The sequence below is a fragment of the Chryseobacterium sp. OV279 genome (assembly GCF_900128945.1).
GTDB lineage: Bacteria > Bacteroidota > Bacteroidia > Flavobacteriales > Weeksellaceae > Chryseobacterium.
This window is the reverse complement of record NZ_FQUD01000002.1, coordinates 524371-548433: the sequence shown is the minus strand read 5'-3', so window position 1 is coordinate 548433 and position 24063 is coordinate 524371. Positions and strand designations below refer to the sequence as shown.

General features: G+C 38.3%; 19 protein-coding genes. 10 read left to right on the top strand and 9 right to left on the bottom strand.

Going from position 1 to position 24063, the window contains the following annotated elements; translation table 11 throughout:
* Positions 1–62: 62 nt before the first annotated feature.
* Complete coding sequence (locus BUA72_RS10390; protein WP_072922863.1) at positions 63–932, top strand: alpha/beta hydrolase; 870 nt, start codon at positions 63–65, stop codon at positions 930–932.
* Positions 933–973: 41 nt separating this feature from the next.
* Here the strand turns inward: BUA72_RS10390 and BUA72_RS10385 are convergent, their stop codons facing one another.
* The 5 genes from BUA72_RS10385 to BUA72_RS10365 form a co-directional block, all read right to left on the bottom strand.
* The gene (locus BUA72_RS10385) at positions 974–1669 is read right to left on the bottom strand and encodes a DedA family protein (protein ID WP_047448693.1); all 696 of its coding nucleotides are present in this window, start codon (positions 1667–1669) and stop codon (positions 974–976) included.
* Between the two features lie 87 nt (positions 1670–1756).
* Positions 1757–2869, bottom strand: a complete 1113-nt coding sequence (gene prfB, locus BUA72_RS10380) for a peptide chain release factor 2 (RefSeq protein WP_047448696.1) — start codon at positions 2867–2869, stop codon at positions 1757–1759.
* A 239-nt stretch (positions 2870–3108) separates the two neighbouring features.
* Entirely contained in the window at positions 3109–4215 is a 1107-nt protein-coding gene (locus tag BUA72_RS10375; RefSeq protein ID WP_072922862.1) for an NAD(P)/FAD-dependent oxidoreductase, read from the bottom strand.
* 308 nt (positions 4216–4523) lie between these two features.
* Positions 4524–5888 (bottom strand): AAA family ATPase, encoded by a 1365-nt coding sequence (locus tag BUA72_RS10370; RefSeq protein WP_072922861.1) that lies wholly within the window; start codon positions 5886–5888, stop codon positions 4524–4526.
* 293 nt (positions 5889–6181) lie between these two features.
* Complete coding sequence (locus tag BUA72_RS10365; RefSeq protein WP_175548881.1) at positions 6182–7174, bottom strand: alpha/beta hydrolase; 993 nt, start codon at positions 7172–7174, stop codon at positions 6182–6184.
* Between the two features lie 195 nt (positions 7175–7369).
* Here BUA72_RS10365 and BUA72_RS10360 point away from each other — a divergent pair, with 195 nt between their 5' ends.
* The 3 genes from BUA72_RS10360 (at position 7370) to BUA72_RS10350 (ending at position 9933) form a co-directional block, all read left to right on the top strand.
* Positions 7370–8281, top strand: coding sequence for an ABC transporter ATP-binding protein (locus tag BUA72_RS10360; protein WP_072922859.1), 912 nt, complete (start codon positions 7370–7372; stop codon positions 8279–8281).
* Positions 8274–9119, top strand: coding sequence for an ABC transporter permease (locus tag BUA72_RS10355; RefSeq protein ID WP_072922858.1), 846 nt, complete (start codon positions 8274–8276; stop codon positions 9117–9119). Before BUA72_RS10360 ends, BUA72_RS10355 begins: the two co-directional genes overlap by 8 nt.
* A 205-nt stretch (positions 9120–9324) precedes the next feature.
* The gene (locus tag BUA72_RS10350) at positions 9325–9933 is read left to right on the top strand and encodes a hypothetical protein (protein ID WP_228407860.1); all 609 of its coding nucleotides are present in this window, start codon (positions 9325–9327) and stop codon (positions 9931–9933) included.
* Positions 9934–10256: 323 nt separating this feature from the next.
* On the opposite strand, the gene msrB is transcribed toward BUA72_RS10350, so the two are convergent.
* From msrB to BUA72_RS10330, 4 genes are all read right to left on the bottom strand, one after another.
* On the bottom strand, positions 10257–11360 hold the full coding sequence (gene msrB, locus BUA72_RS10345) for a peptide-methionine (R)-S-oxide reductase MsrB (protein ID WP_047449147.1): 1104 nt from the start codon (positions 11358–11360) through the stop codon (positions 10257–10259).
* Positions 11361–11377: 17 nt separating this feature from the next.
* Positions 11378–11827: a DUF417 family protein gene (locus BUA72_RS10340; RefSeq protein ID WP_072922857.1), complete on the bottom strand. Its 450-nt coding sequence runs from the start codon at positions 11825–11827 to the stop codon at positions 11378–11380.
* Between the two features lie 80 nt (positions 11828–11907).
* Entirely contained in the window at positions 11908–12180 is a 273-nt protein-coding gene (locus BUA72_RS10335) for a hypothetical protein (RefSeq protein ID WP_047448716.1), read from the bottom strand.
* Between the two features lie 14 nt (positions 12181–12194).
* A complete protein-coding gene (locus BUA72_RS10330; RefSeq protein ID WP_072922856.1) occupies positions 12195–12749 on the bottom strand; it encodes a sigma-70 family RNA polymerase sigma factor in 555 nt (184 codons plus the stop codon).
* A 682-nt stretch (positions 12750–13431) separates the two neighbouring features.
* Between BUA72_RS10330 and alaS the strand changes: the two genes are divergently transcribed.
* The 6 genes from alaS to BUA72_RS10300 all read left to right on the top strand — a co-directional run bounded on the left by alaS (position 13432) and on the right by BUA72_RS10300 (position 23880).
* A complete protein-coding gene (gene alaS, locus BUA72_RS10325; RefSeq protein WP_072922855.1) occupies positions 13432–16035 on the top strand; it encodes an alanine--tRNA ligase in 2604 nt (867 codons plus the stop codon).
* A gap of 196 nt (positions 16036–16231) precedes the next feature.
* A complete protein-coding gene (locus BUA72_RS10320) occupies positions 16232–17710 on the top strand; it encodes a PhoX family protein (protein WP_072922854.1) in 1479 nt (492 codons plus the stop codon).
* A 65-nt stretch (positions 17711–17775) separates the two neighbouring features.
* Complete coding sequence (locus BUA72_RS10315; protein ID WP_072922853.1) at positions 17776–19590, top strand: cytochrome-c peroxidase; 1815 nt, start codon at positions 17776–17778, stop codon at positions 19588–19590.
* A 130-nt stretch (positions 19591–19720) separates the two neighbouring features.
* Positions 19721–22135: a peptidase associated and DUF5686 domain-containing protein gene (locus BUA72_RS10310; protein ID WP_072922852.1), complete on the top strand. Its 2415-nt coding sequence runs from the start codon at positions 19721–19723 to the stop codon at positions 22133–22135.
* 31 nt (positions 22136–22166) lie between these two features.
* Positions 22167–22403, top strand: coding sequence for a hypothetical protein (locus tag BUA72_RS10305; RefSeq protein ID WP_072922851.1), 237 nt, complete (start codon positions 22167–22169; stop codon positions 22401–22403).
* A gap of 7 nt (positions 22404–22410) precedes the next feature.
* Positions 22411–23880, top strand: a complete 1470-nt coding sequence (locus tag BUA72_RS10300; RefSeq protein WP_072922850.1) for a M20/M25/M40 family metallo-hydrolase — start codon at positions 22411–22413, stop codon at positions 23878–23880.
* Positions 23881–24063 lie beyond the last annotated feature (183 nt).

The following is a 24063-nucleotide window of genomic DNA, read 5'->3' as shown; positions in this document are numbered from 1 at the left end:
TAAGACTCTTAAACACTCAAACCCATACCCCGAAACCCGTAATTTATTCGTAAATTTAAGTAATGAAAAAGCTCATTCTCAGATACCATTTTTTCATCATAGGATGCCTCAGTTTCCTGTTGCAGTCCTGTAATACAAGATTCAGGGTTTGGGTAGGCACCGGTGGTCAGCAGAAAATTTACAACCTAAAATACGGCGATCATAAAAGACAGAAAATGGATGTCTTTCTTCCTTTGGATTATGCCGAAGATGCTCCCGTAGTTCTTATCGTTCATGGCGGAGCATGGACTCTTGGAAAGAAAGAGCATATGATCAAGATTCAGAAAATGCTTTTTGAACATAAGATTCCAAGCATTAATATGAATTACAGGCTTGTTTCGAAACAGAAAAACATTACGTATAAACAGCAACTGGAAGACATTGGATACGCCATTGAAAAGTTCAATTCACTGGCCGAAAAAGCAGAACTTCAGCCCAACAACTATATCCTGCTTGGGGAAAGCGCCGGCGGACATCTTGCCCTACTCTACGGTTACAAGCATCCGGAGCAGATCAAAAAGATTATCTCTTTAAGCGGACCAACAGATTTTTTCAGCCCCGAGTATCTTAATTCATTCTATTCAAAATATACTTCTCCCACTTTCCAGAAGGTGGTAGGAGAGAAATTTGACCGGAAAAATATATCTGAAGCCTTTAAGGAAGCCAGTCCAATCGCGAATATCTCAAATGTTCCTACACTGCTGTTTCAGGGAAACAATGATTTTCTGGTGAACCAACACCAGGGATTGTCTATGGATTCTGCCCTCACGAAACAGAATATTCCCCACAAACTGATTTTTATGAAAAGAACAGGCCACGTTCCAAGGTTTTTCAGCAGGATAAAAAGGGACAGCATCATTTACCCAAACATTCTGGAATGGATAAAAAAATAACCCGCCGTAAAGCAGGTTATTGATATGATTGTGTGATTTTCTTAATCTAAATCTTTGTTTTCGTATTTCGAATGGTCTTCTTTTTTACCGAATACAAATTTGATGATCACCGGAAGCGTTGTTACCAGAACGATGATAATGATAATCAGCTCCAGTTTCTCTTTTAAATTGATTCCGAACTGTTCCTGGAATAACTTATCTAAGTAGTGTCCTGCAAAGATTAATACAAATGACCAAAGGACAGCTCCGATTACATTATCTCTTAAGAATTCTTTCTTGTCCATTTTCACTATACCCGCAACAATTGGCGTAAAGGTTCTTACCACCGGTAAAAATCTCGCCATAATGATAGCCAGCGCACCGTGTTTTTCAAAAAAGTCATGAGCCTGATAAAGGTATTTTTTCTTAAACAGCATGGTATCTTGCTTCTTATATAAAGCCGGACCTGTTTTCACTCCAAAATAATATCCTACCTCATTTCCGATAATGGCAGCAAGTGCCACACATGAAGCTAGAATAGTAGTATCTAAGAAATCGCTCCCTGTAGAGCCAAAAGTCTCTTTGATGATTTCAACGGCGTAAATTCCTGACACGAACAGTAGTGAATCTCCAGGCAGGAAAAATCCTACAAAAAGTCCTGTTTCAGCAAAAACGATAAATAAAATAAGCCAAAACCCACCCATTTTAATGTAAAACTCGGGGTTCAGTAAATCTCTCCAGCTATTGAAATCTTCCATATATAACGATTAACAACAAAAGTAAGCGTAAAATGTCTTAAACAAAAATTAATTATAAGTTTTTAACTAAAATAGAGACATGATATTTTACAAGTCCATATCATCGTCTGAAACAGCGGTCCCATCGGCCATCAGGAAGGCTTTCAGGAATGGAGTGATATTTCCGTTCATTACAGAATCCACATCTGAAGTTTCATGCGCAGAACGAACGTCTTTTACGAGTTTATACGGATGCATGACGTAGTTTCTGATCTGGCTTCCCCATTCTATTTTCATCTTGTTGGCTTCGATCTCGGTTCTGGCTTTCATACGCGCTTCAAGCTCCATTTCATAAAGTCTGGAACGAAGGAGCTGCATGGCTTTTTCTTTGTTCTGAAGCTGGGAACGGGATTCGGAGTTTTCAATGATAATTCCGGTGGGTGCGTGACGAAGACGTACGGCAGTTTCTACCTTGTTCACATTCTGACCTCCTGCTCCGGAAGATCTCATGGTTTCAAATGAAATATCAGCCGGGTTGATGTTGATCTCAATCGTATCATCCACCAAAGGATAAACATATACCGAAACAAAACTGGTATGACGTTTTGCATTACTGTCAAAAGGTGAAATCCTTACCAGTCTGTGTACACCGTTCTCACCTTTCAGATATCCGAAGGCATATTCACCATCAATTTCAAGGGTAACGGTTTTTACGCCTGCTACATCTCCTTCCTGATAGTTAAGCTCACGCATTTTATACCCCTGTTTTTCAGCCCACATGGTATACATTCTCATCAGCATTGCGGCCCAGTCACAACTTTCCGTACCTCCTGCTCCCGCCGTGATCTGAAGCACAGCAGAAAGCTCATCCCCTTCATTGGAAAGCATATTTTTGAATTCAAGGTCTTCTATTTTTTCTACAAGCTTTGGAAATGTTTCATCCAGCTCCTTTTCAGAATCCGGATCTTCTTTGGCAAATTCTGCCAGCACCTGAAGGTCTTCAAACTGGGTACTGATCTCCTCATAATCTTCCACCCATCTTTTTTTGGAACGAAGCTGCTTCAGAAAAACTTCGGCTTCCTTTGGAGCATCCCAAAATTCGGGAGCGGCGGTTTTTTCATCATCATTCGCTATTTCTATCTTCTTTTTGTCGATCTGAAGGTATTTATGTAAGTCTGTAATTCTAGACTGAACTTCTTTTATCTGGTCGTTGTTGATCACGAAATTTTAATTTTATACAAAAATACGGAATTTTTCGGGTTTGTGAATTTGAGTTTGAGTGTGGGAGGGTTTTAGAGTTGGAGCGTTGGAGGGTCTTAGAGTTTCGGGGTGCGGGATTCGGGTTGAAGAGTTTGAGTGTACGAGCGTTTGAGGGTATTAGAGCTCAAATAGTAGTCTTAATCTGAGCCTTTTCCTTAGCCTTAGTCCGAAATCTGATGTCTGATGTCTGATGTCTAAATCTACACCATTTCAGCCACCATCTCCCCTATTTTCGGAGCCAGCGCCACTCCCATTCCTGAGAGTCGTACTGCGCAGAACTGTCGGTTTGAAAGTTGCTTTACAATCGGAGTTTTTTCGGAACCCATAGCCATAATGCCTGACCAGCGGAGAGAGATCTTAACGTCTTGATTCGGTAGGATAACTTCTTTTAAAAATTGTTCCAAATGGTTCTGTAAAAATTCGGTGGTTTCAAAACTGGTGGTTTCTTCTGTTTTAAAATCCTGATTCCGGCCACCGCCCAGCAGAATCCGGTTCCCAAGATTTCTGAAATAATAGAATCCTTCATCATAGTGAAAAGTTCCTCTGAGTTTTAAACCTACAATTGGCTCTGTTAAAATTATCTGTCCGCGGGCAGGAATGATTTCTTCTTTTTCAAGGAATTTTGAACTGAAAGCATTCGTACAGTAAATAACCTTATCACCTTTTACAGAAAGCGTTTCCGAAAGGTGAATATCAATTTCTTTTGCGTTTTCATCAATATTTTTCACTTCTGTTCCGAAAAGAAACTCAACTTTCAGCTCATAACATTTCTCCAAAAGTTGTTGCAAAAGTTTCCCGGAATGCAGACTTCCTTCACACGGGTTTTCTACAAGAAATTCCGATTTTCCGAGACCGAATTCTTTGAGCTTCTCCTGATTCAGAGCGTAGGTTTTATCGAGACCGGTTATGGCTTTCAGTTTCTCATTGACAACATCAAGCTGCTGCAAAGGCTCCTCATTATTCAAAATTTCATAGCCTCCGTCCAGTTCAAAATCTATGTCACTGTTTTTAAAATAGCTTCTGATTTTCTGAAGACCTTCAAACCTCATCTTAACAAGTTCCAATGTCTTCTTCCAGCCCATTTTCTGAGAATCAGCAATGACTTCTGTAAGGCTTCCAAAGCAGGCAAATCCGGCATTGCGGGTGGAGGCTCCCAATGGAACTGTATTTCGTTCAATAATTAAAACCGATTTTTCAGGATATTTTTCCTTGATGCACACGGCCGTCCATAGCCCGGAAAATCCGGACCCAATGATAACAATGTCTCTTTTTCTGTAAAAGGTTTCAAGTTCCCAAACGCTGTTCATAAGTAATGAGTAATAAGTGATGAGTAATTTTTGATTCTAGGCTGAGATTAAGATATGTCAATGGTCAATTTTGCTTCGCAAGTGAATGGTGAATTTTAGATTATGAGAGCCAAGAAACGTCAGTTCGACGAAGTCAATCAAGATACAAGAACCAAGATACCAGACGCCAGATTTCAGATAGCAGATGATTAACTCAATAATTATGAACTAACAACTAGCAACCGACAAGATACTCCGAACCCCGCACCAACTCCAAGCCTCTCCCACTCTAAAACCCTCCTACTCTCACACTCTCAAACCAGAACGCATCAGCCCTGCGCTCCGCCATTTCCCTCTTCCCCATTATGATGAAATCCAATTTCTCTTCTCGGTTCTTCTACTACTTTATAGGTTTCCAGTTCTTTTTTCAGGGATTGTATTCTGAATCTGAATTCGTCAAAATTATTGATAATGGCATCTGCGAGGAATCTGGCTACTTGGTCAAGATATTCTTCGGTAAGCTTTCCGCCAGCATCTCTTAAGGCAGCATTCAGAAGAGCCTGATCGATCTTCAGGTTTTCGTTTTTGGTTCTTTGGTATTGGTTTTTAAGGCGTTTTTTAAGACTCTGTGTAAAATCTATCAGCATGGTATTGCTGAATGCTTTCATTTTAGCTGAGATATCGTGCCAGAACGGAACTTTATCGGCTTTGTTCTTTTTAAGGATTTTATAGAGAAGAGAATCTTCCTCAAGTCCTCGGGTCATCGCATATAAGATGATTTCTGAACGTTCTGCCGCGTTGGGTGGAAATACCGGAATCATCACATCAAATCTTCCCGGAGCGAGAATTTCTTCATCGATTTCCGAAACGGAATTAGCGGAACCTACCATCAGCAGTTCTTCTTTTTCAAATTTTCCGATATAATGCAGGATGAGTTCCTGAGTTTCAAGATTACAGGAAGCCAGATCTGTTTCTGCTTTTCGTTCCATCATAATTTCATCGAAATCATCAAGGAAAAGCAGGACTTTCTCTTCTTTCATCATGGTGACGAGAAAGTCAGTGAAATTAGTTGGGTTCCCATCAATGAATGATGTTCCCAGATAATGTTTTTTAACTTCTTTGAACTTATAGCCAATAATTTCAGCAATTTTGGTCGCCCAGAAAATTTTTCCGCTTCCCGGAGGTCCGTAAAGGATAATTCCTGCCGGTTTATGGATTCCCCAGTCTTTGATCTGCTGAGGATTCAGGAATGGCTCCAAAACTGCCGATATATAGAAAAATAAATCTCTGTACCCTATAAAATCCCGATGCATCAGGCTGGTTTTCTGTCCAAAATAATCGTAAACAAACTGATAATTACCGCCGAGTTTATTATCAATGCCGTAACTTGAGATAGACGAACGGAAAAACCCGTTGTCAAAAATATTGGGGCTAGTTTCCTTTATGGCTTCTTCTACTTTCTCCTTAGGCTGGTTAATCACCTCAGCGATCTGCTCCAGGGTTTTATTTTTGTCAAGATCTTTTTCATAAAGCTTTAAAAAATCCAGATTTTCACGGGCAAACTTTTCGAAATCTTCCTTTACTTCAAAGTTGGTACTGATGCAGACACCCAGCTCCAGATCAAAATCCTGGATAAACTGTTTGATGGCTTCTGCCGAAACATTAAGCTCCTTCGCTAATTCAATTAACTTCATAAACAAACGATTAATTCTATCAAATTTAATATTTTAATCTTGAACATCTATTGAAAATGTAGTAAAATTGATGAGCCTGGATTCGGGTTTGAGCGTTTGAGGGTTTTAGAGTGAGAGAGTCTTGGAGTTGGTAATGGGTTGAAGAATGTTGTCAGTTGCTGGTTGCAAGTTCATAGTTATTGAGTTAATCTGCTGTCTGAAATCTGACGTTTGGTTCTTGTATCTTGATTCTTGGCTCTCATAACCTAAAATTCACCATTCACTTGCGAAGCAAAATTCACCATTCACATCTATTAATCTTCTACTTTTTTCACCATTTCATTCACTGTTTCTTCTATGACCTTGGGTTGATCCTGATTGATGTAATGACCGCTCGCAGGGACTATAATCTGTTTGCTGTCGGTGGATAAATTCAATAGATCTTTCTGCATTTTATCCCATGCACCAAGCATTTCGTTTTTTAATTTCGGCTCTTTAATGAAAGTATTATACCTTGTCTTATCTCCTGCTGTGATTACATATAAAGGAATAGATCCAAAAGAACTGATGGCAGCCGCTTCTTTTTTAATGGATTTCATATGATCCTGCTCTTCCAGGGTAGCATCGGCACTTTTGTAAAGCAGCGCAGGCATCAATGAATTTTGGTATTTATACTGTTCTCCCAGCGGAAACATATTTTTAAACATCAGTCTCGCTGCTCCAAAAGTATTCGCGAACTTCAAAAATCCTCCTGGAAGGCCCTGATTAACCATTTTATGCATTTCCGGTGAAAGAAATTTTTCATCAGCAGGATATTGACTGTCAACTAATATCACACCTGCCACATCTTGAGGGTATTTTTTAACGAAAAACCTCGTCAGCATTCCTCCAAAAGAATGTCCGACCAAAATATAAGGTTTTGGCGCACCAGATTTTTCCAACAACGTATGGAGTTCTTCTGCTATTTTCTCACCTTTTTTAGGATTGGTTCCACGCTCACTCCACAAAATTCCGGATCTGTCGTAGGAAAAAGTAGTGTAGGTTTTGGGAAGATCCTTCTGGATATGGTACCATTGCAAATGGCCTGCTGGATCAAAAGCTGTTTCAAAAACGACTGTCGGACCGCCCGTTCCTTCTTTAAGGTAATGCATTTTATGATTTTCAACTTCTGCGAACTGTCCGTCAGGTTTAATTTTTTCAGCCCTTGCACGGGATATTTTTTCAAAGGCAAATCCTGTAATCAACAGTACAATAATGATTAAAAACAGCGCCATAAGAATACGCTTCGTCCATTTCATAATTTTCATAGTTATATTTTTTTGATGTGATGATTTTACAATAGGTCTGTGTTCAATAAAAATAGTTACATCCATAAAACAATGATCCTGTGAATCTTGTTACATCGATTCTGATGACAACGAATAAAAATATTGACTAAAAAAAAATCAAATGTTGTAACATTCCGTTAATTACATAGACTACTACTATGTAAAACAAATTACATGGAAAAAATTTTGTCAGTAAAGAATTTGACTAAAAAATTCAAGAGAACGGTTGTCAATAATATCTCCTTTGATGTAGAAAAAGGCAACGTTTACGGCCTGCTTGGTCCCAATGGAAGTGGAAAATCTACTACATTCGGAATGCTGCTTTCCACTATCAATCCTACCAGCGGCGACTGGTACTGGTTTGGAAAGAAAGGTACAGAGCCGGATACATTGAAAAGAATTGGTGCCATCATTGAACAGCCTAATTTTTATCCTTATCTGGACGCCGAAACGAATCTTAAGATTGTGGCTGAGATTAAAGAAACCCCTTACAGCAGAATTGCAGAAGTTCTGAAAACGGTAGGGCTTTTTGAAAGGAAAAATGATGCTTTCAAAACGTATTCTCTGGGAATGAAACAGCGTTTAGCCATCGCTTCCGCCATGCTGAACAATCCTGAAGTAATGATTCTTGACGAACCGACGAATGGTCTGGATCCGGAGGGAATTATTCAGATCCGTGAGATCATCAGTAATATTGCTAAACAGGGCATTACCATTATCATTGCCAGCCATCTTCTGGACGAAATTGAAAAGATATGCAGCCACGTGATTGTTTTGAAAGAAGGAAATTCAATTTATTGCGGACGAGTGGATGAAATGACAGCGAATAACGGATATTTTGAATTAAAGGCAGATAATAACACTTTACTTTTAAGCGCATTGGAAGAACTTCAGTGGTTCAGTGCTGTGAAAGCTGACGGAGAGATTATCAAAGCTCAGATCCGGGAAGATGCGTCTATATCTGCTTCGGCTTTAAATCAAAAGCTTGCTGAAAAGGGAATTTTTCTGTCTCATTTAACGAAGAAAAAACTGTCTCTTGAATCTCAATTTCTTGAACTTGTAAAAAACACGAATACCCATGCTTAAACTATTAAAACTAGAATATTATAAAAACCTGAACTACAGGCCGTTCAAGGTTTTTACCATCATGTATTTTGCCATTCTGATTGCCCTTCTTTTCATAGGACTGGTAGATCTGAATATTTTCGGAGGAACTATCAACTTAAAGGAACAGGGAATTTATAATTTTCCCGAGATCTGGAATTTTACGACATGGATTGTTGCTTTGCTAAAGATTTTCCTTGGACTGATCATTGTATTTTCAATTTCGCAGGAATTCACCAACAGGATGTTTAAGCAAAACACGATTGATGGTCTGAGCAGAAAAGAATTTATAGGATCAAAACTTCTGACGATCACGATTTTTACAACAGTCTCTACTCTTATTGTATTTATCATTGCTATGTTTTTGGGACATCAATACTCTAAGGTAACCGACGATTCAAAAACGTATGCAGAAGTTTATTTTATAGGAAATTATTTTGTAAAGCTGTTTACATTCTTCTCATTCCTGATGTTTCTTTCCGTATTACTGAGAAAATCTATGTTTGTATTCCTTGGTTTCTTTGCATACTGGGTAGTTGAAAAGATTTTAGCCGGTCTGGAAGCTTACCAGAAATTAACAGGAGTGCAGGGCGAACAGAGAAAAGCTGTACTGGAAAATGATTTTTTTGTGACCAGTCTTTTACCGTTAGAGAGTATGTCAAATTTAATCCCTAATCCATTAATGAGACTGAATATGCTGAAAATTATGGGGGTAAAATATGAAGCTCACTATCCAACAGAAAGCATGATTGCCTGCATTATCTGGTCTGTGATCTTTATTTTTGGTTCTTACTGGATTCTGAGAAAAAGGGATTGGTAAACAATTAATATTTAATGATTGAAAAATTAAATAATTTAAAGATTGAATGATTGAATTGATTTAAAAATGAAGTGGTCCGTTGGATCACTTTTTTGTTTTGTGTATGGGTAGAATGTTAAAAATAGGGTTTGATTATTTGGGTATTCAATTTTTCGTTAATTTTATCAAAATGACAGGAATGAAAAAAATATATTATCTGCCGGGAATGATCAGTGCGGTACTTATTCCTCTGCTGTTTTGGTATTACGGAAATCAAAAATTTGAGGAAATCAATGTTTCTGTTATGGATATTGGACTTCCCGCAAAACTATCAAAAGATAAAAGCAACCTTAATTCCACTTTTGAACCATTGAGAAACTGGGATTATAAAAAAATAAAAATCGAACCTGGTAAAGGAAAAGAAAATTCAAATTTTTATGTTTCAGAAGTAAAAAATCTTCAAAAAAGGAATAAAAAAAATACAGGGATTGAATTTATTTTAAATAAAAATAACACCTATGGAGATTTTGCGTCTTTATTAAATGATATGGCAATCACTCAGCAAGAGACTTATGCATATGATTTAGAAAAAACAGGACATTTCTTTGCCACTGTTAATTACATCGATCCAAATATCGAAGAATTTAAATATGAGTGTTTTCTTTGTCATGATGTTATTTCTTTAAATGAAGTTTATAAACTCAATTTATTTGATAAAATTCAGCAGTTTTTAATCAATCTTCCTAAGGAGGCTTTCTACATCATGTTCGGGTTTTTATTCCTGGTAAATATCTCAATGCTTAGTATTAAAGAGAGATTTCAAATGCATTATTAAAAAGTATTGCTGTCAACCAATTTTCAGACTTTCTTCAATTTAAACTCTTGAATTTATTCAAGTAATTTTATAACAATAAAACCTATAAGGTTTGGCGCGTAAATAATGTACTGAAATCTGCGTTATCCGTGAAATCTGCGTGATATTTTCAACATCCATTTATTATTTTAGGGGTTTGTTGGGAAACCGCAAAGACGCAAGGCATGACTGAAAATGAGAATATTTTAAGGCGCTAGAAAATCAAAGATTTTCAGCAAGGTTTTAAATGCCTGGTTTGTTTCCTAACAACAAAAAAGACCGCCTTTCAGCGGTCTCTCTTCATATTACTTTTTATCCAACAGAGATATATAATCTCCGTAGCCTTTTTTCTCCATTTCAGCTTTTGGGATAAACTTCAGCGAAGCACTGTTGATACAGTATCTAAGACCTCCTTTATCCGTAGGACCATCTGTAAAAACGTGCCCCAGGTGAGCATCTCCCGTTTTACTTCTTACTTCCACTCTTACCATTCCGGCAGTTTTGTCCATTTTCTCATCGATCAGTTTTTTGGTGATCGGTTTTGAAAAACTTGGCCATCCGCACCCGGATTCAAACTTGTCTGTTGAAATAAACAAAGGTTCACCAGTGGTGATATCTACATAGATTCCTTCACGGGTTTCGTTCCAGTATTCATTTTGGAAAGGTCTTTCTGTGGCGTTTTCCTGCGTTACGTTATATTGTTCTGCAGTCAGTTTTTCTTTTAAAACTTTTTTATCCTGCTTTTGGTATTTTGCTTTGGGAAGTGGGTTTGCATTTTTAGCCATTTCAAAAAGTCCCGGCTCGATATGACAGTAACCTCCCGGATTTTTATCCAGATAGTCCTGATGATAATCTTCCGCTTTGTAGAAGTTTTTCAATGCTACCGTTTCTACAACTACAGGCTGAGAATAATTTTTAGCCAGTTTCAGAACTTCATTTTTCACTAAAGTTTCATCTTCTTTATTGCTGAAATAAATACCAGTTCTGTACTGATTTCCTCTGTCATTGCCCTGCTTGTCCAGAGTTGTAGGATCAATTGTTTTAAAATAAAGATCGATCAACAATTTCAGATCAACCTGTTCAGGATCATATTTTACTTTTACCGTTTCCGCAAAACCTGTGGTATGGCTCACCACCTCTTCATATGTTGGATTCTGAGTATTTCCGTTGGCATAGCCTACTTCAGTTCCCACCACTCCGCGGATCTGCTGAAAAAAGTGCTCTGTACCCCAAAAACATCCGCCTGCAAAATAGATTTCTCTGACATTTTTATTATCCATAATTTCCTGATTTTCTTTTTCTTTTCCGTTTGTTAGCTCTTTGGACTTAGAATTTTTAAAAAGCCCTGATCCTGCAGCAAAAACTGCGATACCCAGAATAATTCCGAGTACGATAAATATATTTTTCATTTTTTTCTTTTTATCCATTACTTTTTATTGTTTTGTACGATCATTAACCCGAATCCCAATAACATCAGATCTTTCAGGATGAAAAAATCTGTGACAGGAACACCATCCACTATTTTCCAGATTCCGGGTGTTGTGAAAAGATAGCTTAGCGTTACCAGAAATGTCATGATCAGCCCAATTCCGGCATACCTTCTTAGAGATGCAAATTTCACACTAAATATCAGTAATAAGGCAATGATAATTTCTATCACTCCGATAGCATTTGACACCATTTGGACGCTTGCTGTTTTATATACGAAGAAAGTAAGAAAATGGTTTTCCACCAGTGGTTTGATGGCAGCTGCCTCTGTAGGTGTAAATTTGAATATGCCAATCCAGAGCAAAATCAATGCTGCCCCGAAAAGTGAAATATAATATCCCGATTGGTACGTTCCGGATTCGACGTTCAGTTTTGATGTTCCGTTCATGTCTTTAAGATTTTGAATGATACTTTATTTGTTTTCAAAAGTATAGTCGGAGACATTTCAAAATCCTGACAGTATTTTTTCTAAAGATCTAAGTTTTTTAAAACTTTATTTTTAAAACCTTGAATATCAGAATCATTAATTTCAGTATTTTCTTTCTGAGAAAGTTTTCTTTTTAAAATATCATCCAAAATTTTCAGTTTTTCTTCATATGCACGGCACCATTTACAGATCTTCAGGTGTATGGAAAGCTGCCAGTCTTCCTTCCGGGAGATGGCCTGTGCATTCCTTTTCTCCATCAGCATTGTGGCTTTGCTGCATGGCAGGAACAGAATATGAATAAATTTTCTCAACATTTTTTATGATATGGTTATAAGTGGGTAAACCAGTTGCTATCAAGACATTCCCTCAGCTGCATTCTGCATCTTTGAAGGATCTTCCAAAGATTAGTCGCAGATATCTTCAATTCCTGACTCACTTCCGTTGCTTTTTTCTCCTGAAGATAATACATTTTCAGCGGAATCTTCCATCTGGAGGGCAAATCCTCAATACATTCCTCAAAGGTTTTATTAAAATCTTTATTATCTAAAAGTTCGGATTCCTTCTCTGAAACATTCCAGTCATTCAATACACCGTCATTTTTCCAGGAACCGGTTTCATCAAAAAAATGATCCAGTTTGATCTCGGGATCCGATTTATACTTTTTCCGGTAAAAATCAGCAGCTTTTCTGTTTAAAATAGCTGTCAGCCAGGTGAGCGGCTGGCTTTTTCCTTCAAAAGAATCATAGGACGAAATTGCGGCTAAAAAAACATCCTGCACGATGTCTTCCGCTTCCACTTTATCTGAAAGCAGATAGGCTGCTCTTTTCAAAAGAGGCCCGGAATACTGCTCTACCCAGCTTTTCAGCACTTCATTTTTCGTCATTTTCTATTCTTTAATATCATAAAAACTAGTTTTACTGATTTCCACAGACCCTATATTTTGGTCTCAAAATCATAAAATTGATCAGGTCTTTATTTAATATTAAAACGAATATAAAAAGTTAAAACAGAACATGCAAAATTTTTATTACTAAGACATTGAGAGAGGCTTATAAAAGGAATGAATTCGGAATGTTTTTTAATGACTCCAAAAATGTTGGATAAACGCAAGGGCGCAAAAAATTTCCGATTTAATACTGCTTTAAGGCGCAAGGATTTTATCTCCGATAAAATTGTAGACTGCTGTCATTGCGAGGAGTGCAACGACGAAGCAATCTCTTCATTTCCCATTGCACCTTAAAAACAACATGATAGTTAAATCCTTTCCGTTTATTCAATAACATTTTGCTTTTCCTACGGTCGCTAAATGCTCCAAAGCCACCAAACCTTATAGGTTTATACAAAATAGTTAAGCTTCTTTTCTTGAGATTGCTTCGTCGCTTCGCTCCTCGCAATGACAAAAATGATCCTTGAATTTATTTGCAGCCGTACTTTTATCAACAACAAATAAACTTTACCCGCTCTACCCCATTCAAAACATAGCATAAAATTATTTACAAATCGCTTAAAAACATTAAATTTGCATCTTATCAAAAATTTGATAGTTTTAAAAGCAAAGCAATACTATGACATCACAAGAGATACGTCAAAAATTTTTAGATTATTTTAAAAGTAAAGACCACCTTATCGTTCCTTCAGCACCTATCGTGTTGAAAGACGACCCTACCCTTATGTTTTCCAACTCAGGAATGACACAGTTCAAAGATTTTTTCTTAGGCTACAAAACGCCTACGGCCCCAAGAATTGCCGATACACAGAAATGTCTTAGAGTTTCCGGAAAGCATAATGATCTGGATGATGTGGGAAGAGATACGTACCACCATACCATGTTTGAAATGTTAGGAAACTGGTCTTTTGGTGATTATTTCAAAAAAGATGCTATTGCTTTTGCCTGGGAATTACTGACTGAAGTATTCGGAGTTCCGAAAGAAAACTTATACGTAACTATTTTCGAAGGAGATGCTTCTGAAAACCTTGAAAGAGATCAGGATGCTTACGATTTCTGGAAATCTCATATTTCTGAAGACAGAATTATCAACGGAAACAAAAAGGATAATTTCTGGGAAATGGGTGAAAGCGGGCCTTGCGGACCTTGTTCAGAGATCCATATTGACCTTAGAACACCGGAAGAAAAAGCTAAAGTTTCAGGACTTGATCTTGTCAACAACGATCACCCGCAGGTGGTGGAAGTATGGAACCTGGTTTTCATGGAATTCAACAGAAAGGCTGACAAATCTCTTGAAAAACTTCCTGCACAGCACGTGGATACAGGAATGGGCTTCGAGCGTCTTTGTATGGCACTTCAGGGCAAATCTTCCAATTATGATACTGATGTTTTCACACCGCTTATCGCTAAGGTGGAAGAACTTTCAGGTAAAAAATATACAGGAATTTTAGAAGACGAAAAAGATATTGCGATCCGTGTTGTGGTAGACCACATCAGAGCGGTGGCATTTGCTATTGCTGACGGGCAGCTTCCTTCCAACGGAGGTGCAGGTTATGTGATCAGAAGAATTTTAAGAAGAGGAATTTCTTATTCTTACCGATTCCTGGATATGAAAGAACCTTTCCTTTTTGAATTGGTTGCTGTACTTAAAGATCAGATGGGACCTTTCTTCCCGGAATTGGAAAAGCAAGGAAAATTAGTTACTGAAGTGATCAAAAGTGAAGAAGATTCATTCCTAAAAACCATTGAAAACGGACTGATCAGAGTTGAGAAATTAATTGAGCAGACGATTGCAGACGGTTCCAAAGTATTACCTAGCGAAGAAGTTTTTGAATTATATGATACGTACGGTTTCCCGGATGATTTAACGAGAATTATTGCGGAGGAAAAAGGTCTTACCATTGATGAAGCAGGATTTAAAGTGGAAATGGAAAAGCAGAAGCTTCGTTCAAAGGCTGATTCTGCTCAGAAAGTATACGACTGGGTCACTTTAGAAACAAAGCCTGAAAACTTTGTAGGCTACGACCAGATTGAATCTGAAACCTATATTACAAGATACAGAAAAGTAGAAAATAAAGACGGAGAATTTTACCAGGTGGTATTGAGCAGTTCTCCTTTCTATCCTGAAGGCGGTGGCCAGGTAGGAGACAAAGGAGTTCTGGAAAATGCTGTTGAAAGCTTCGAAGTTTTGGAAACTAAAAAAGAAAACGGGTTAATCATTTCTCTAATCAACGGTCTTCCGAAAGATGCTGGTGCTGTTTTCTATGCGAAAGTAGATGCAACCGACAGAAAAAACTCTCAGGCGAACCACTCTGTGACTCACCTTTTGCATGAAGCATTAAGAGAGGTTTTAGGAACACATGTAGAGCAGAAAGGTTCTTACGTAGGTCCTGATTATCTTCGTTTTGACTTCTCTCACTTCAATAAAATGACGGAGGAAGAACTGGCGTTGGTAGAAGAAAAAGTAAACCACAAGATCAAAGAGAGCATTGCTTTACAGGAATTCAGAAGTATTCCTATTCAGGAGGCTTTGGAAAAAGGAGCTATGGCTTTGTTTGGTGAAAAATATGGAGACAGTGTGAGAATGATCCAGTTCGGAAGCTCTAAGGAACTTTGCGGGGGAACTCACGTGAAAAACACCATTGACATCGGTCATTTCAAAATTACCTCTGAGGGTTCTGCAGCGGCAGGAATTAGAAGAATTGAAGCGATTTCCGGAGATCAATCTGAGGAATATTTCAAAAACTTAGAAAAACAGATCCTTGAACTTTCTCAATTGCTGAAATCTAAAGATGTGGTAAGATCTATTGAAAAACTGATCGACGAAAATGCCTCTTTAAAATCTGAAGTGGAAGCCCTTAAAAAGGAAAAAGCGAAAGGAGAAATCGGTGAATGGAAAAATGCTTACGAACAGAAAGGTAACAAGCAGTTATTGGTGAAGAAAACTTCTCTGGACGCAGGTTCTGTAAAAGACATCGTATTCCAGCTGAAAAAAGAAACCCCAAATTCAGTAACGATTATTCTTTCTGACGCGGACGGAAAACCCATGATCACTGTCGGAGTTTCTGACGATCTGGCAGCAGATTATCAGGCAGGAACCATCGTAAAAGACCTGGCTAAAGAGATCCAGGGCGGCGGCGGCGGAAATCCGGGCTTTGCAACGGCAGGAGGTAAAAATATTGACGGTTTGGAAAATGCTTACCAAAAAGCTTTGAATATTTAGGATTAATCATCCTTTTATCATAAAACATTAAAAACTCCTGAAAATATCAGGAGTTTTTTTTATTTATAACCATTCTAATTATTGATCTTATCTTAACAAACCATTACCCAAACTTAAACTATTTGTTGCGTCCCCTTAAAATATAATTCACAATAGACCATTAGTTTTGCTACAATCGAAATTCAAAAAAGTAATTATGAAAATTAACAAAACTATCGGAGCTCTATTCTTCGCTGCTATGGCCTTTCAGAGCTGTAACGATGACAATGACGGGCAGGAAACCACTCCTGTCAATCAGAATATTAAAATTGAAAATTTTTCACAGGAACCGGCCTTCGTTTATGGAATGACGGGTTTTGAAAATCTGAATATTACGACGTTGATTTCCAGTTCCGATGTTCTTTCCGGAACCCCTAATTTTGTGTTTGCAGGTCAGCCGGACGGTATGGGAATTATGAAAGATCCCAGCTCAGATGGTTATTTAATGATCACGAACCACGAGATTACTCAGTCTGTATCAAGAGTTTATTTAGATAAAACATTCAAACCTGTAAAAGGAGAATACATCCTGAACGGGATCGGAGGAATGACCAGATTATGTTCTGCTACCCTTGCCACTCCTGAAACGCATGGTTTCAGTGCATTCCTTACTGCCGGTGAATCCGGTGAAGAAAGTATGGTTCACGCGCTTAATCCGTTGGCTTCTGCTTCTCAGGCATCTGACCAGACAAGAGTAAAACCAGCTTTGGGTAAAGCTTCTATGGAAAATGCAGTTCCGCTTCCTAAAGATATTTCAGGCGGAAAAACGTACATCATGATTGGTGAAGATCAGTCTTATTCTTCATCCCATCAGTCTGCAGGACAGCTGATCATGTATGTTTCAACAACTCAGGGAGATCTTGACAACGGAAAATTATATGCATTAAAAAGAACCAACAACAACTATACGGAAACCGATATGGTGAAAGGAGGTTCTTATGATGTGGAATTTGTTGAGATTTCCAATGCTAAAAATTCAACCGGAGCACAGATTAATCAAAAGAACATTGACAATAATGCGATCCGTTTTTCAAGAGTTGAGGACGTAGATTACAGAAAAGGAGCTGGAAAAGGAAGAGAAATTTACTTTACGGCAACAGGAGAATCTTCAGACGGTGCCACTCCGAAACCGGGATTAACCATGTGGGGAAGAGTGTACAAGCTTGTTCTTAACGAAAACAATATGCTGACAGGAAAACTGGAAGTGGTTGCAGAAGGAGATTCCAATCCGGGAAATAACCTGATCAATCCTGATAACCTTTGTGTAACGGAGAACTTCGTTTACATCCAGGAAGACGGTGATTCTTATTACACAGCCGCCGCTCATGATTCTTATATCTGGCAGCTGAATATCGCTACAAAACAGTACAAACCGTGGCTGAATATGAAACATAACAGACTGGATACAGCATGGCAGACCGCATATAACCAATCCGGAACGCTTCAAAAATTCGGTTCATGGGAGTATGGAGCGATGGTTGACATCTCAGACATCATTGGAATTCCGAATACTTTTACAGTAAACATCCACTCTCATACCTGGCAGAAGGATAAGTTTAAAAATGCTGACGGTGCGGGTGTGAATACCAATAAGGAAGGCGGCCAGATCGTCATCATCAGAAACGTAGAGAAATAATTTTAGATATCCCATAAAAAGCCCAAAGTATCAGCGGAAATTTCCGTTGATACTTTTTCATGCCTATGAAAATATTCGTCAAATATCCGGTCCTCGCTGTATTATCCATTGTAGCTGTTCTTTTTGTTCTTTTTCAGTGTAAAACAGACAAACATCAGCCCATCAATGAGGATCTGAGTGCTGTAAAAAGTGAAATAGCCAAAAACAATGCTTCCTTTGAAAAACAGATCAACGAACTCATCGTTCTTGTCTCAAAGAATACCGATGAAAAGACAATCCAGAGAAAATTTGAGGAACTGAGAATTACCTATAAAAAAATGGAATGGGCGGTTGAATATTTCCTGCCGAATTCAGCGCGGTTTATCAACGGTCCTGCCCTTTCTGAAATTGAAATGGACGAGCATACCGAACTGGAACCGGAAGGTCTTCAGGTTCTGGAAGAGCTCTTCTACCCTTACACTCCTGAAAACAAGGAAGAATCCATTAGGTTTCTGAAGAAATTGATCAATAAAAGCAATACCATTAAAACCAACTTTCAGGCAATCTCCATCAGCAAAGATCAGGTTTTCGATGCTGCGAGACAGGAAATTTTCAGGATTTCAAGTTTAGGAATTTCAAGTTTCGATACCCCGATATCAGGAACATTTTTGAAGGAAATGCCTTATTCTTTAGAAGCTGTTCAACTGACTTTACAGCAAATTTCTACGGATCAGTCAAAAGATAAGGCCCTGAAAAGTATTAACGCGGCCATTCAATCAGCCATTGTTGCCCTGAAAAAAAATACGGACAGAAATACGTTTGACTATGTTAATTTCATTCCGGATCATTTGAATACAATTTCTTCTTTACTCCTGGAATTTAAAAAACAGGAAAACATTCCGGACATTGAAGTGACCACTGCTTTAAGTAAAAATGCAGCTACTTTTTTCTCGAAAAATGCTTTCAATCCCAATGCATTTATTCCCGGGAAAGAATTTGCATTCTCTGATGAAAAGGCGGCTTTGGGTAAAAAACTCTTTAGCGACAAAATTCTCTCCAACAGCAACAACAGAAGCTGTGCAACCTGTCATAATCCGGAAAAAGCTTTTACAGACGGGCTTGCCAAATCGATGTCTCTTGACCATGCAGAACTGCAGCGAAATACACCTTCCCTGAATTATGCAGGGTTTCAGCACGGACAGTTCTGGGATATGCGAAAAGATGATCTGGAAGGTCAAAGTTCGGATGTGATCTCCAACAAAGAAGAAATGCACGGTGACCTGAATGTCATTTTGGGTAAAATTAATCAGGATCCGATGTACCTTCCGGCATTCAAAAAGATTTATAACACCCCGAAAGCAGAGACCTGGCAACTTCAGAATGTACTGGCAACTTACATCCGTTCTTTAGCAAAATTTAATTCTAATTTTGACCGGTATATGAATGGAAACCGTTCTGCAATGACCGAAAACCAGAAACAGGGATTCAATCTTTTTGTAGGAAAAGCGCAGTGTGCTTTGTGTCACTTCATTCCTTTGTTTAACGGAACCGTTCCCCCGAATTTCAAAAAAACGGAACAGGAAGTACTGGGAACAGCTGTGAACGGAGAGAATAAAATGTTTGATCAGGATCTGGGAAGAGGAAAATTCCATGAAACGGTGGCAGCATTACAGCATTCATTTAAAACACCTACCCTGAGAAACATTAGCAAAACGGCTCCCTATATGCATAACGGAGGGTATAAAACCCTGAAAGAAGTGATGAATTTTTATAACAAAGGCGGCGGAAAGGGTTTCGGTTTTAAAGTGGATAATCAGACGCTTTCTGACAGCCCACTGCAACTGACGGATCAGGAAACAGATAAGATCATCGACTTTATGGGAGCATTGGATGATCACTAAAATGTCTTTATTTTTAAAATCTCCTTTTACTCTATTTTTCTATCTGAAACTTAGATGGAATCAATGTATTAACAAATCATAAAAACTTTCTCAACACAAGAAATATTACTACTTTTGATCTAGTTTTTACATGAAAAGGTTTTTAGTCTTACTGTATTTGTTAATGTCTTTCTTTGGTTACGCTCAATCAAAGATCAGGGTCATTGACGAAACTGACCAAAAACCTATTTCCAACGCAAAAATTTCCTGTGATGGAAAAGTTCTGGGATTTACAGATATCCAGGGAGCACTGGAGTTTAAAGCTTCATGCAGTACCATTGAGATACAAGCCGAAAAATACGAAATCGAAACTGCAGCAGTAGAAGCTGATATGGAAGTTACTCTGCTTAAAAAAGCATCAAAAACTACCGATATTGAAGAAGTCGTCATTGAAGACCGGAGTGATCCCAGAGCGATTGACATCCTAAAAAAGGTGAACAAGCTTTTTAACGAAAATTCACCGAAGAGTTTAGATTCCTATACGTTTAAATCCTACGAAAAAATGTCTATGGACATTGATCAGGACAGTATTACGCAGTTTAATAATTTTTTCAATGACACGCAGTTTTTCAAGAAAAAAAGAGAAAAAGATTCGTTAAATAATATCTCTGCCAAACAGATCTTTTCAAAAAGTAAACTCTTCCTGTGGGAAAGGGCTCAGGAATTTTTATATTCTAAACAGTACGGCGAAAAGGTCAATATTCTGGACAACAGAATTTCCGGACTTAAACAGCCAATCTACGAAATGATCGCCATCCAGCAGAGCAACAGGGACAAAGTTCCGAACCAGATCAAGCAGGAGAACAGAGGGCTCTACCGCTTTTTCCTTTCGGATACCATTGAAGTAAGTGGCAGAAAAACATTTGTGATCCGTTTCCGTGAGGTGAATTACAAAAAACCGGATAAAAGGAGAAAATATAACGGTGCTATCTATGTAGACACTGAGACCTACGGGATTCAAAAGATTGAAAATTTCAGCAAGAACAAAAACGACGGTATCATCACGAGTACCTGGGTTTTCTACAATAATAAATGGTTTCTGGCTCAGGAAAAGGTAAAACTCAGAATGAGCAGAGTGGCTATGGAAGAGGAAAACAAAGGAAAAACGGAAGAACATCCTGAGAAGAAAGACAGGACCAGTTTCGGAACGTATGCTTTCCTGACTTCTACCTATTTTGATTTCAAATCACCGGTTCAGGAGGATCGTAATGATTTTAAAGGCTATACTTTTTCTGTAAAAAACGCTGATGGACATCTTCTTGATAAATACCGGACCGACCCTCTGACAGAAAGGGAAAAAAACACTTACAAAACGATTGACAGCTTAGGCAGAAAGTATAATATTGACAACAAAGCGAAAATCCTGACGGGTCTTATCAATGGACAGATCAGGGCAGGCATTGTAGATTTTGCCGTAGATGAAATTGTGAATTACAACTTATATGAAGGCTTCAGGCTTGGTTTAAAAGCCAAAATGAATGAAACCTTCAATCCCTATTTCTCTCCGGATTATTATTTTGCCTATGGTTTTAAGGATGATAAATGGAAATACGGAATCGGTCTTGATATGAAGACGACGTTGGATAAAAATTCATTTTTCAGAATCGAGTATTATAATGATGTGACGGCATCGGGAGAGTTCTACAGAAGGCTGTGGAATTTCAAGATGCGGATGATGAATTACGGAAACAACATTAACAATGATAAATACTATCATTTCAGAGGAGCATCACTTTCTTACCTGAATGATGTGACGAATGGACTGACCCTGGTTTTTGCAGCCAAAAGAAATATTGAGGAAGCTAAATTTGATTATGAATTCAGAGGAAAAGGCGGTGAATTTGATAATTTCAATACGTTATTTACTTTAAAATATTCCCCGAACTCGACGAATATCATGACGCCTCAGGGAAAATCGATCATCGATCAGAAATATCCTGAACTGTATTTCAATTACGAACAAAGCTACAAAGTTTTGGGCGGAGATTTTAATTATACCCGTTTTGATGCCCTGTTTGTCCATAACTTTAAAACGATGCTCGGAACCACTGGATTCAGACTTTACGGAGGTGTGGTATTGGGTGAAGCTCCTATTTGGAAGCATTTTACAATGAACGGACTGGCTTCCCCGAGTAAGGATTTTAATTTTAACCTTACCTCTTACCTTGGTTTTGCCACGCTGGAGGGCGGAAAGTATTACAATGATAAATTTATTGCCTACTACTTCACCCACAAGCTTCCTTTGTACTTCAAAAGCTTTGGACAGAATATTTCGAGCTTTGATTTTGTATTAAGAGGAACCATCGGAGATATGAAGCATCCGGAATACCATGAATTCAGATTCAGAAAACTGGATCACCTGTATCAGGAGGTGGGTCTTGAGTGGAATAATTTTCTGTCAAGCTACTTCAATTTAGGGCTGTTCTACAGAGTCGGATATTATACCACACCCAATTTCAAACAGAATTTTGCCATTCAGTTTAAGCTGAAACTATTAGAATTTTAAACAACATTTTTAAATACATAAAAAACGAAACATGCAGAGAATAGAAATAAAAGCGGAGCAGTTTTTTGAATTATTAAGACTGAAAGATACCCCGATGTGGGAAATTTTCGCCCAGATGATCGATGGTAATGAAAAGGAAATTATATTTCTTGACCATGAAGATAAAGTCCTTTTTAATTATGTCCTTCCGGCTGACAAAGAAAAACTGGAGGAAGACAGAAAGGAGTTTTCAAAACAGTTCTCAGATAAATTGGCTAACTTCAATTAAAAATCTGATGAATAAAAATTACATATTCTCCATACTCAGTATTCTCCTGTTCAGCCTTGGGAATGCTCAAAACTATAAAAAACCACTGGTTTCTGCCATCAAAGAAATGGATCTCAGAAAAGACATGTATGAACTGGCAGCCGATCAGTTCTGGGGTCGTGAAGCAGGAACTTTGGATGAATTAAAAGTGTCGATGTGGCTGGCCGATAAAGCCAAAGAAGCCGGAATGAAGCCCGCTGGTGACAACGGTACATTTTTCCAGTTTTTTGATATGTACAGGCATCAGGTGATTCCTCAAACCAGTCTGAAAATCGGAAACAGTAATCTGATACTATGGAAAGATTTCCTTGTTGCGGAACCTGTCAATGCCGCAATTGATGCTGAGATTGTATACGCCGGAAATGCAGAACCTGAAGAGCTTTCCAAATTAAATATCAAAGGAAAAGTTCTTGCCGTCAATGCTTCCGATAAAAATATCGACAAGGAAATGACACTTTTTGTAAGAAGATATCCCGGTTTTGTAAGGACAAAATATTACAGCAAAGCTCTCGAACTGGGCGCAAAAGCCATAATTTTCATCACCGATGATATTTCTGAAAAAAGCTGGGTTGAAGTTCTTCCTCAAATGACAAGAGGAACTTACGGCGTAGAGGGTCTGAGAGAAAAAATAACGGATAACATTCCTGTTTTATGGATCAAAAGAGAAAATGCAAATTGGGTGAAAAATAACCCTAAAATGGCTCTGAACCTTATCACAGAAACCTACAAATATCCTTCCGTAAACATCATCGGAAAAATTGAAGGTACAGATCCTGCCCTTAAAGAAGAATATGTTTTGTTAAGCGGTCACCAGGATCATGACGGAATCAGACATCCCGTAAAAAATGACACTATCTACAACGGTGCCGACGATAATGCCAGTACATGCGTTGCAATGCTTGCCATGGCCCGAGCCTATAAAAAGCAACCTGGGAAAAGAAGTATTCTGTTTGTTTTCCATGGAGCGGAAGAAAGAGGATTGCTCGGTTCCAGATGGCATGCTGCTCATCCGGTGGTTCCAAAAGAAAAGATTGTAGCTGTTCTGAACGGAGATATGATCGGCAGAAATGATAATAATGAAGCCGCTCTCCTTGGAGGAAATGCACCCCATAAAAACTCTGAGGAATTGGTTAAAATGGCAGAGGATGCCAATAACGAAAGTACAAAATTCAAATACCTGAAAGACTGGGATTCTCCAAATCATGCCGAGTATTTCTACTTTAGAAGTGATCATTTGCCGTATGCAAAAATTGGAATTCCGGCAGTGTTTTTCACCAGCGTACTCCATGATCAGTACCACACGCCTCAGGATGAATCTGAAAATATCAACTATAAAAAGCTCCATAAAATGACGGAATGGATGTACAGGACATCCTGGAAAGCAGCCAACGAGGCTGAACGTCCGAAAGTGATTTCTAATTTTACGCTTGAGAGATAAATGAAAGTATCGGTGGCCCTGCGGGCCGCCGATACTCTTTTTTTGTCATTGCGAGGAGCGCAGCGACGAAGCAATCTCATCAACAGCATTAAATTTTATCGCAGATAAAATCCTTGCGCCTTAACAACACATCGTATGAAAAAAATAGCGTCCTTGCGAAACTCCAACATCATACTCCAAATA

Excerpts from the sequence above, each read along its gene's own strand:
- BUA72_RS10390 (WP_072922863.1), top strand. The coding sequence starts at position 63 with ATGAAAAAGCTCATTCTCAGATACCATTTTTTCATCATAGGATGCCTC.
- BUA72_RS10385 (WP_047448693.1), bottom strand. The coding sequence starts at position 1,669 with ATGGAAGATTTCAATAGCTGGAGAGATTTACTGAACCCCGAGTTTTAC.
- BUA72_RS10375 (WP_072922862.1), bottom strand. The coding sequence starts at position 4,215 with ATGAACAGCGTTTGGGAACTTGAAACCTTTTACAGAAAAAGAGACATT.
- BUA72_RS10370 (WP_072922861.1), bottom strand. The coding sequence starts at position 5,888 with ATGAAGTTAATTGAATTAGCGAAGGAGCTTAATGTTTCGGCAGAAGCC.
- BUA72_RS10365 (WP_175548881.1), bottom strand. The coding sequence starts at position 7,174 with ATGAAAATTATGAAATGGACGAAGCGTATTCTTATGGCGCTGTTTTTA.
- BUA72_RS10360 (WP_072922859.1), top strand. The coding sequence starts at position 7,370 with ATGGAAAAAATTTTGTCAGTAAAGAATTTGACTAAAAAATTCAAGAGA.
- BUA72_RS10355 (WP_072922858.1), top strand. The coding sequence starts at position 8,274 with ATGCTTAAACTATTAAAACTAGAATATTATAAAAACCTGAACTACAGG.
- BUA72_RS10350 (WP_228407860.1), top strand. The coding sequence starts at position 9,325 with ATGATCAGTGCGGTACTTATTCCTCTGCTGTTTTGGTATTACGGAAAT.
- msrB (WP_047449147.1), bottom strand. The coding sequence starts at position 11,360 with ATGAAAAATATATTTATCGTACTCGGAATTATTCTGGGTATCGCAGTT.
- BUA72_RS10340 (WP_072922857.1), bottom strand. The coding sequence starts at position 11,827 with ATGAACGGAACATCAAAACTGAACGTCGAATCCGGAACGTACCAATCG.
- BUA72_RS10335 (WP_047448716.1), bottom strand. The coding sequence starts at position 12,180 with ATGTTGAGAAAATTTATTCATATTCTGTTCCTGCCATGCAGCAAAGCC.
- BUA72_RS10330 (WP_072922856.1), bottom strand. The coding sequence starts at position 12,749 with ATGACGAAAAATGAAGTGCTGAAAAGCTGGGTAGAGCAGTATTCCGGG.
- alaS (WP_072922855.1), top strand. The coding sequence starts at position 13,432 with ATGACATCACAAGAGATACGTCAAAAATTTTTAGATTATTTTAAAAGT.
- BUA72_RS10320 (WP_072922854.1), top strand. The coding sequence starts at position 16,232 with ATGAAAATTAACAAAACTATCGGAGCTCTATTCTTCGCTGCTATGGCC.
- BUA72_RS10315 (WP_072922853.1), top strand. The coding sequence starts at position 17,776 with ATGAAAATATTCGTCAAATATCCGGTCCTCGCTGTATTATCCATTGTA.
- BUA72_RS10310 (WP_072922852.1), top strand. The coding sequence starts at position 19,721 with ATGAAAAGGTTTTTAGTCTTACTGTATTTGTTAATGTCTTTCTTTGGT.
- BUA72_RS10305 (WP_072922851.1), top strand. The coding sequence starts at position 22,167 with ATGCAGAGAATAGAAATAAAAGCGGAGCAGTTTTTTGAATTATTAAGA.
- BUA72_RS10300 (WP_072922850.1), top strand. The coding sequence starts at position 22,411 with ATGAATAAAAATTACATATTCTCCATACTCAGTATTCTCCTGTTCAGC.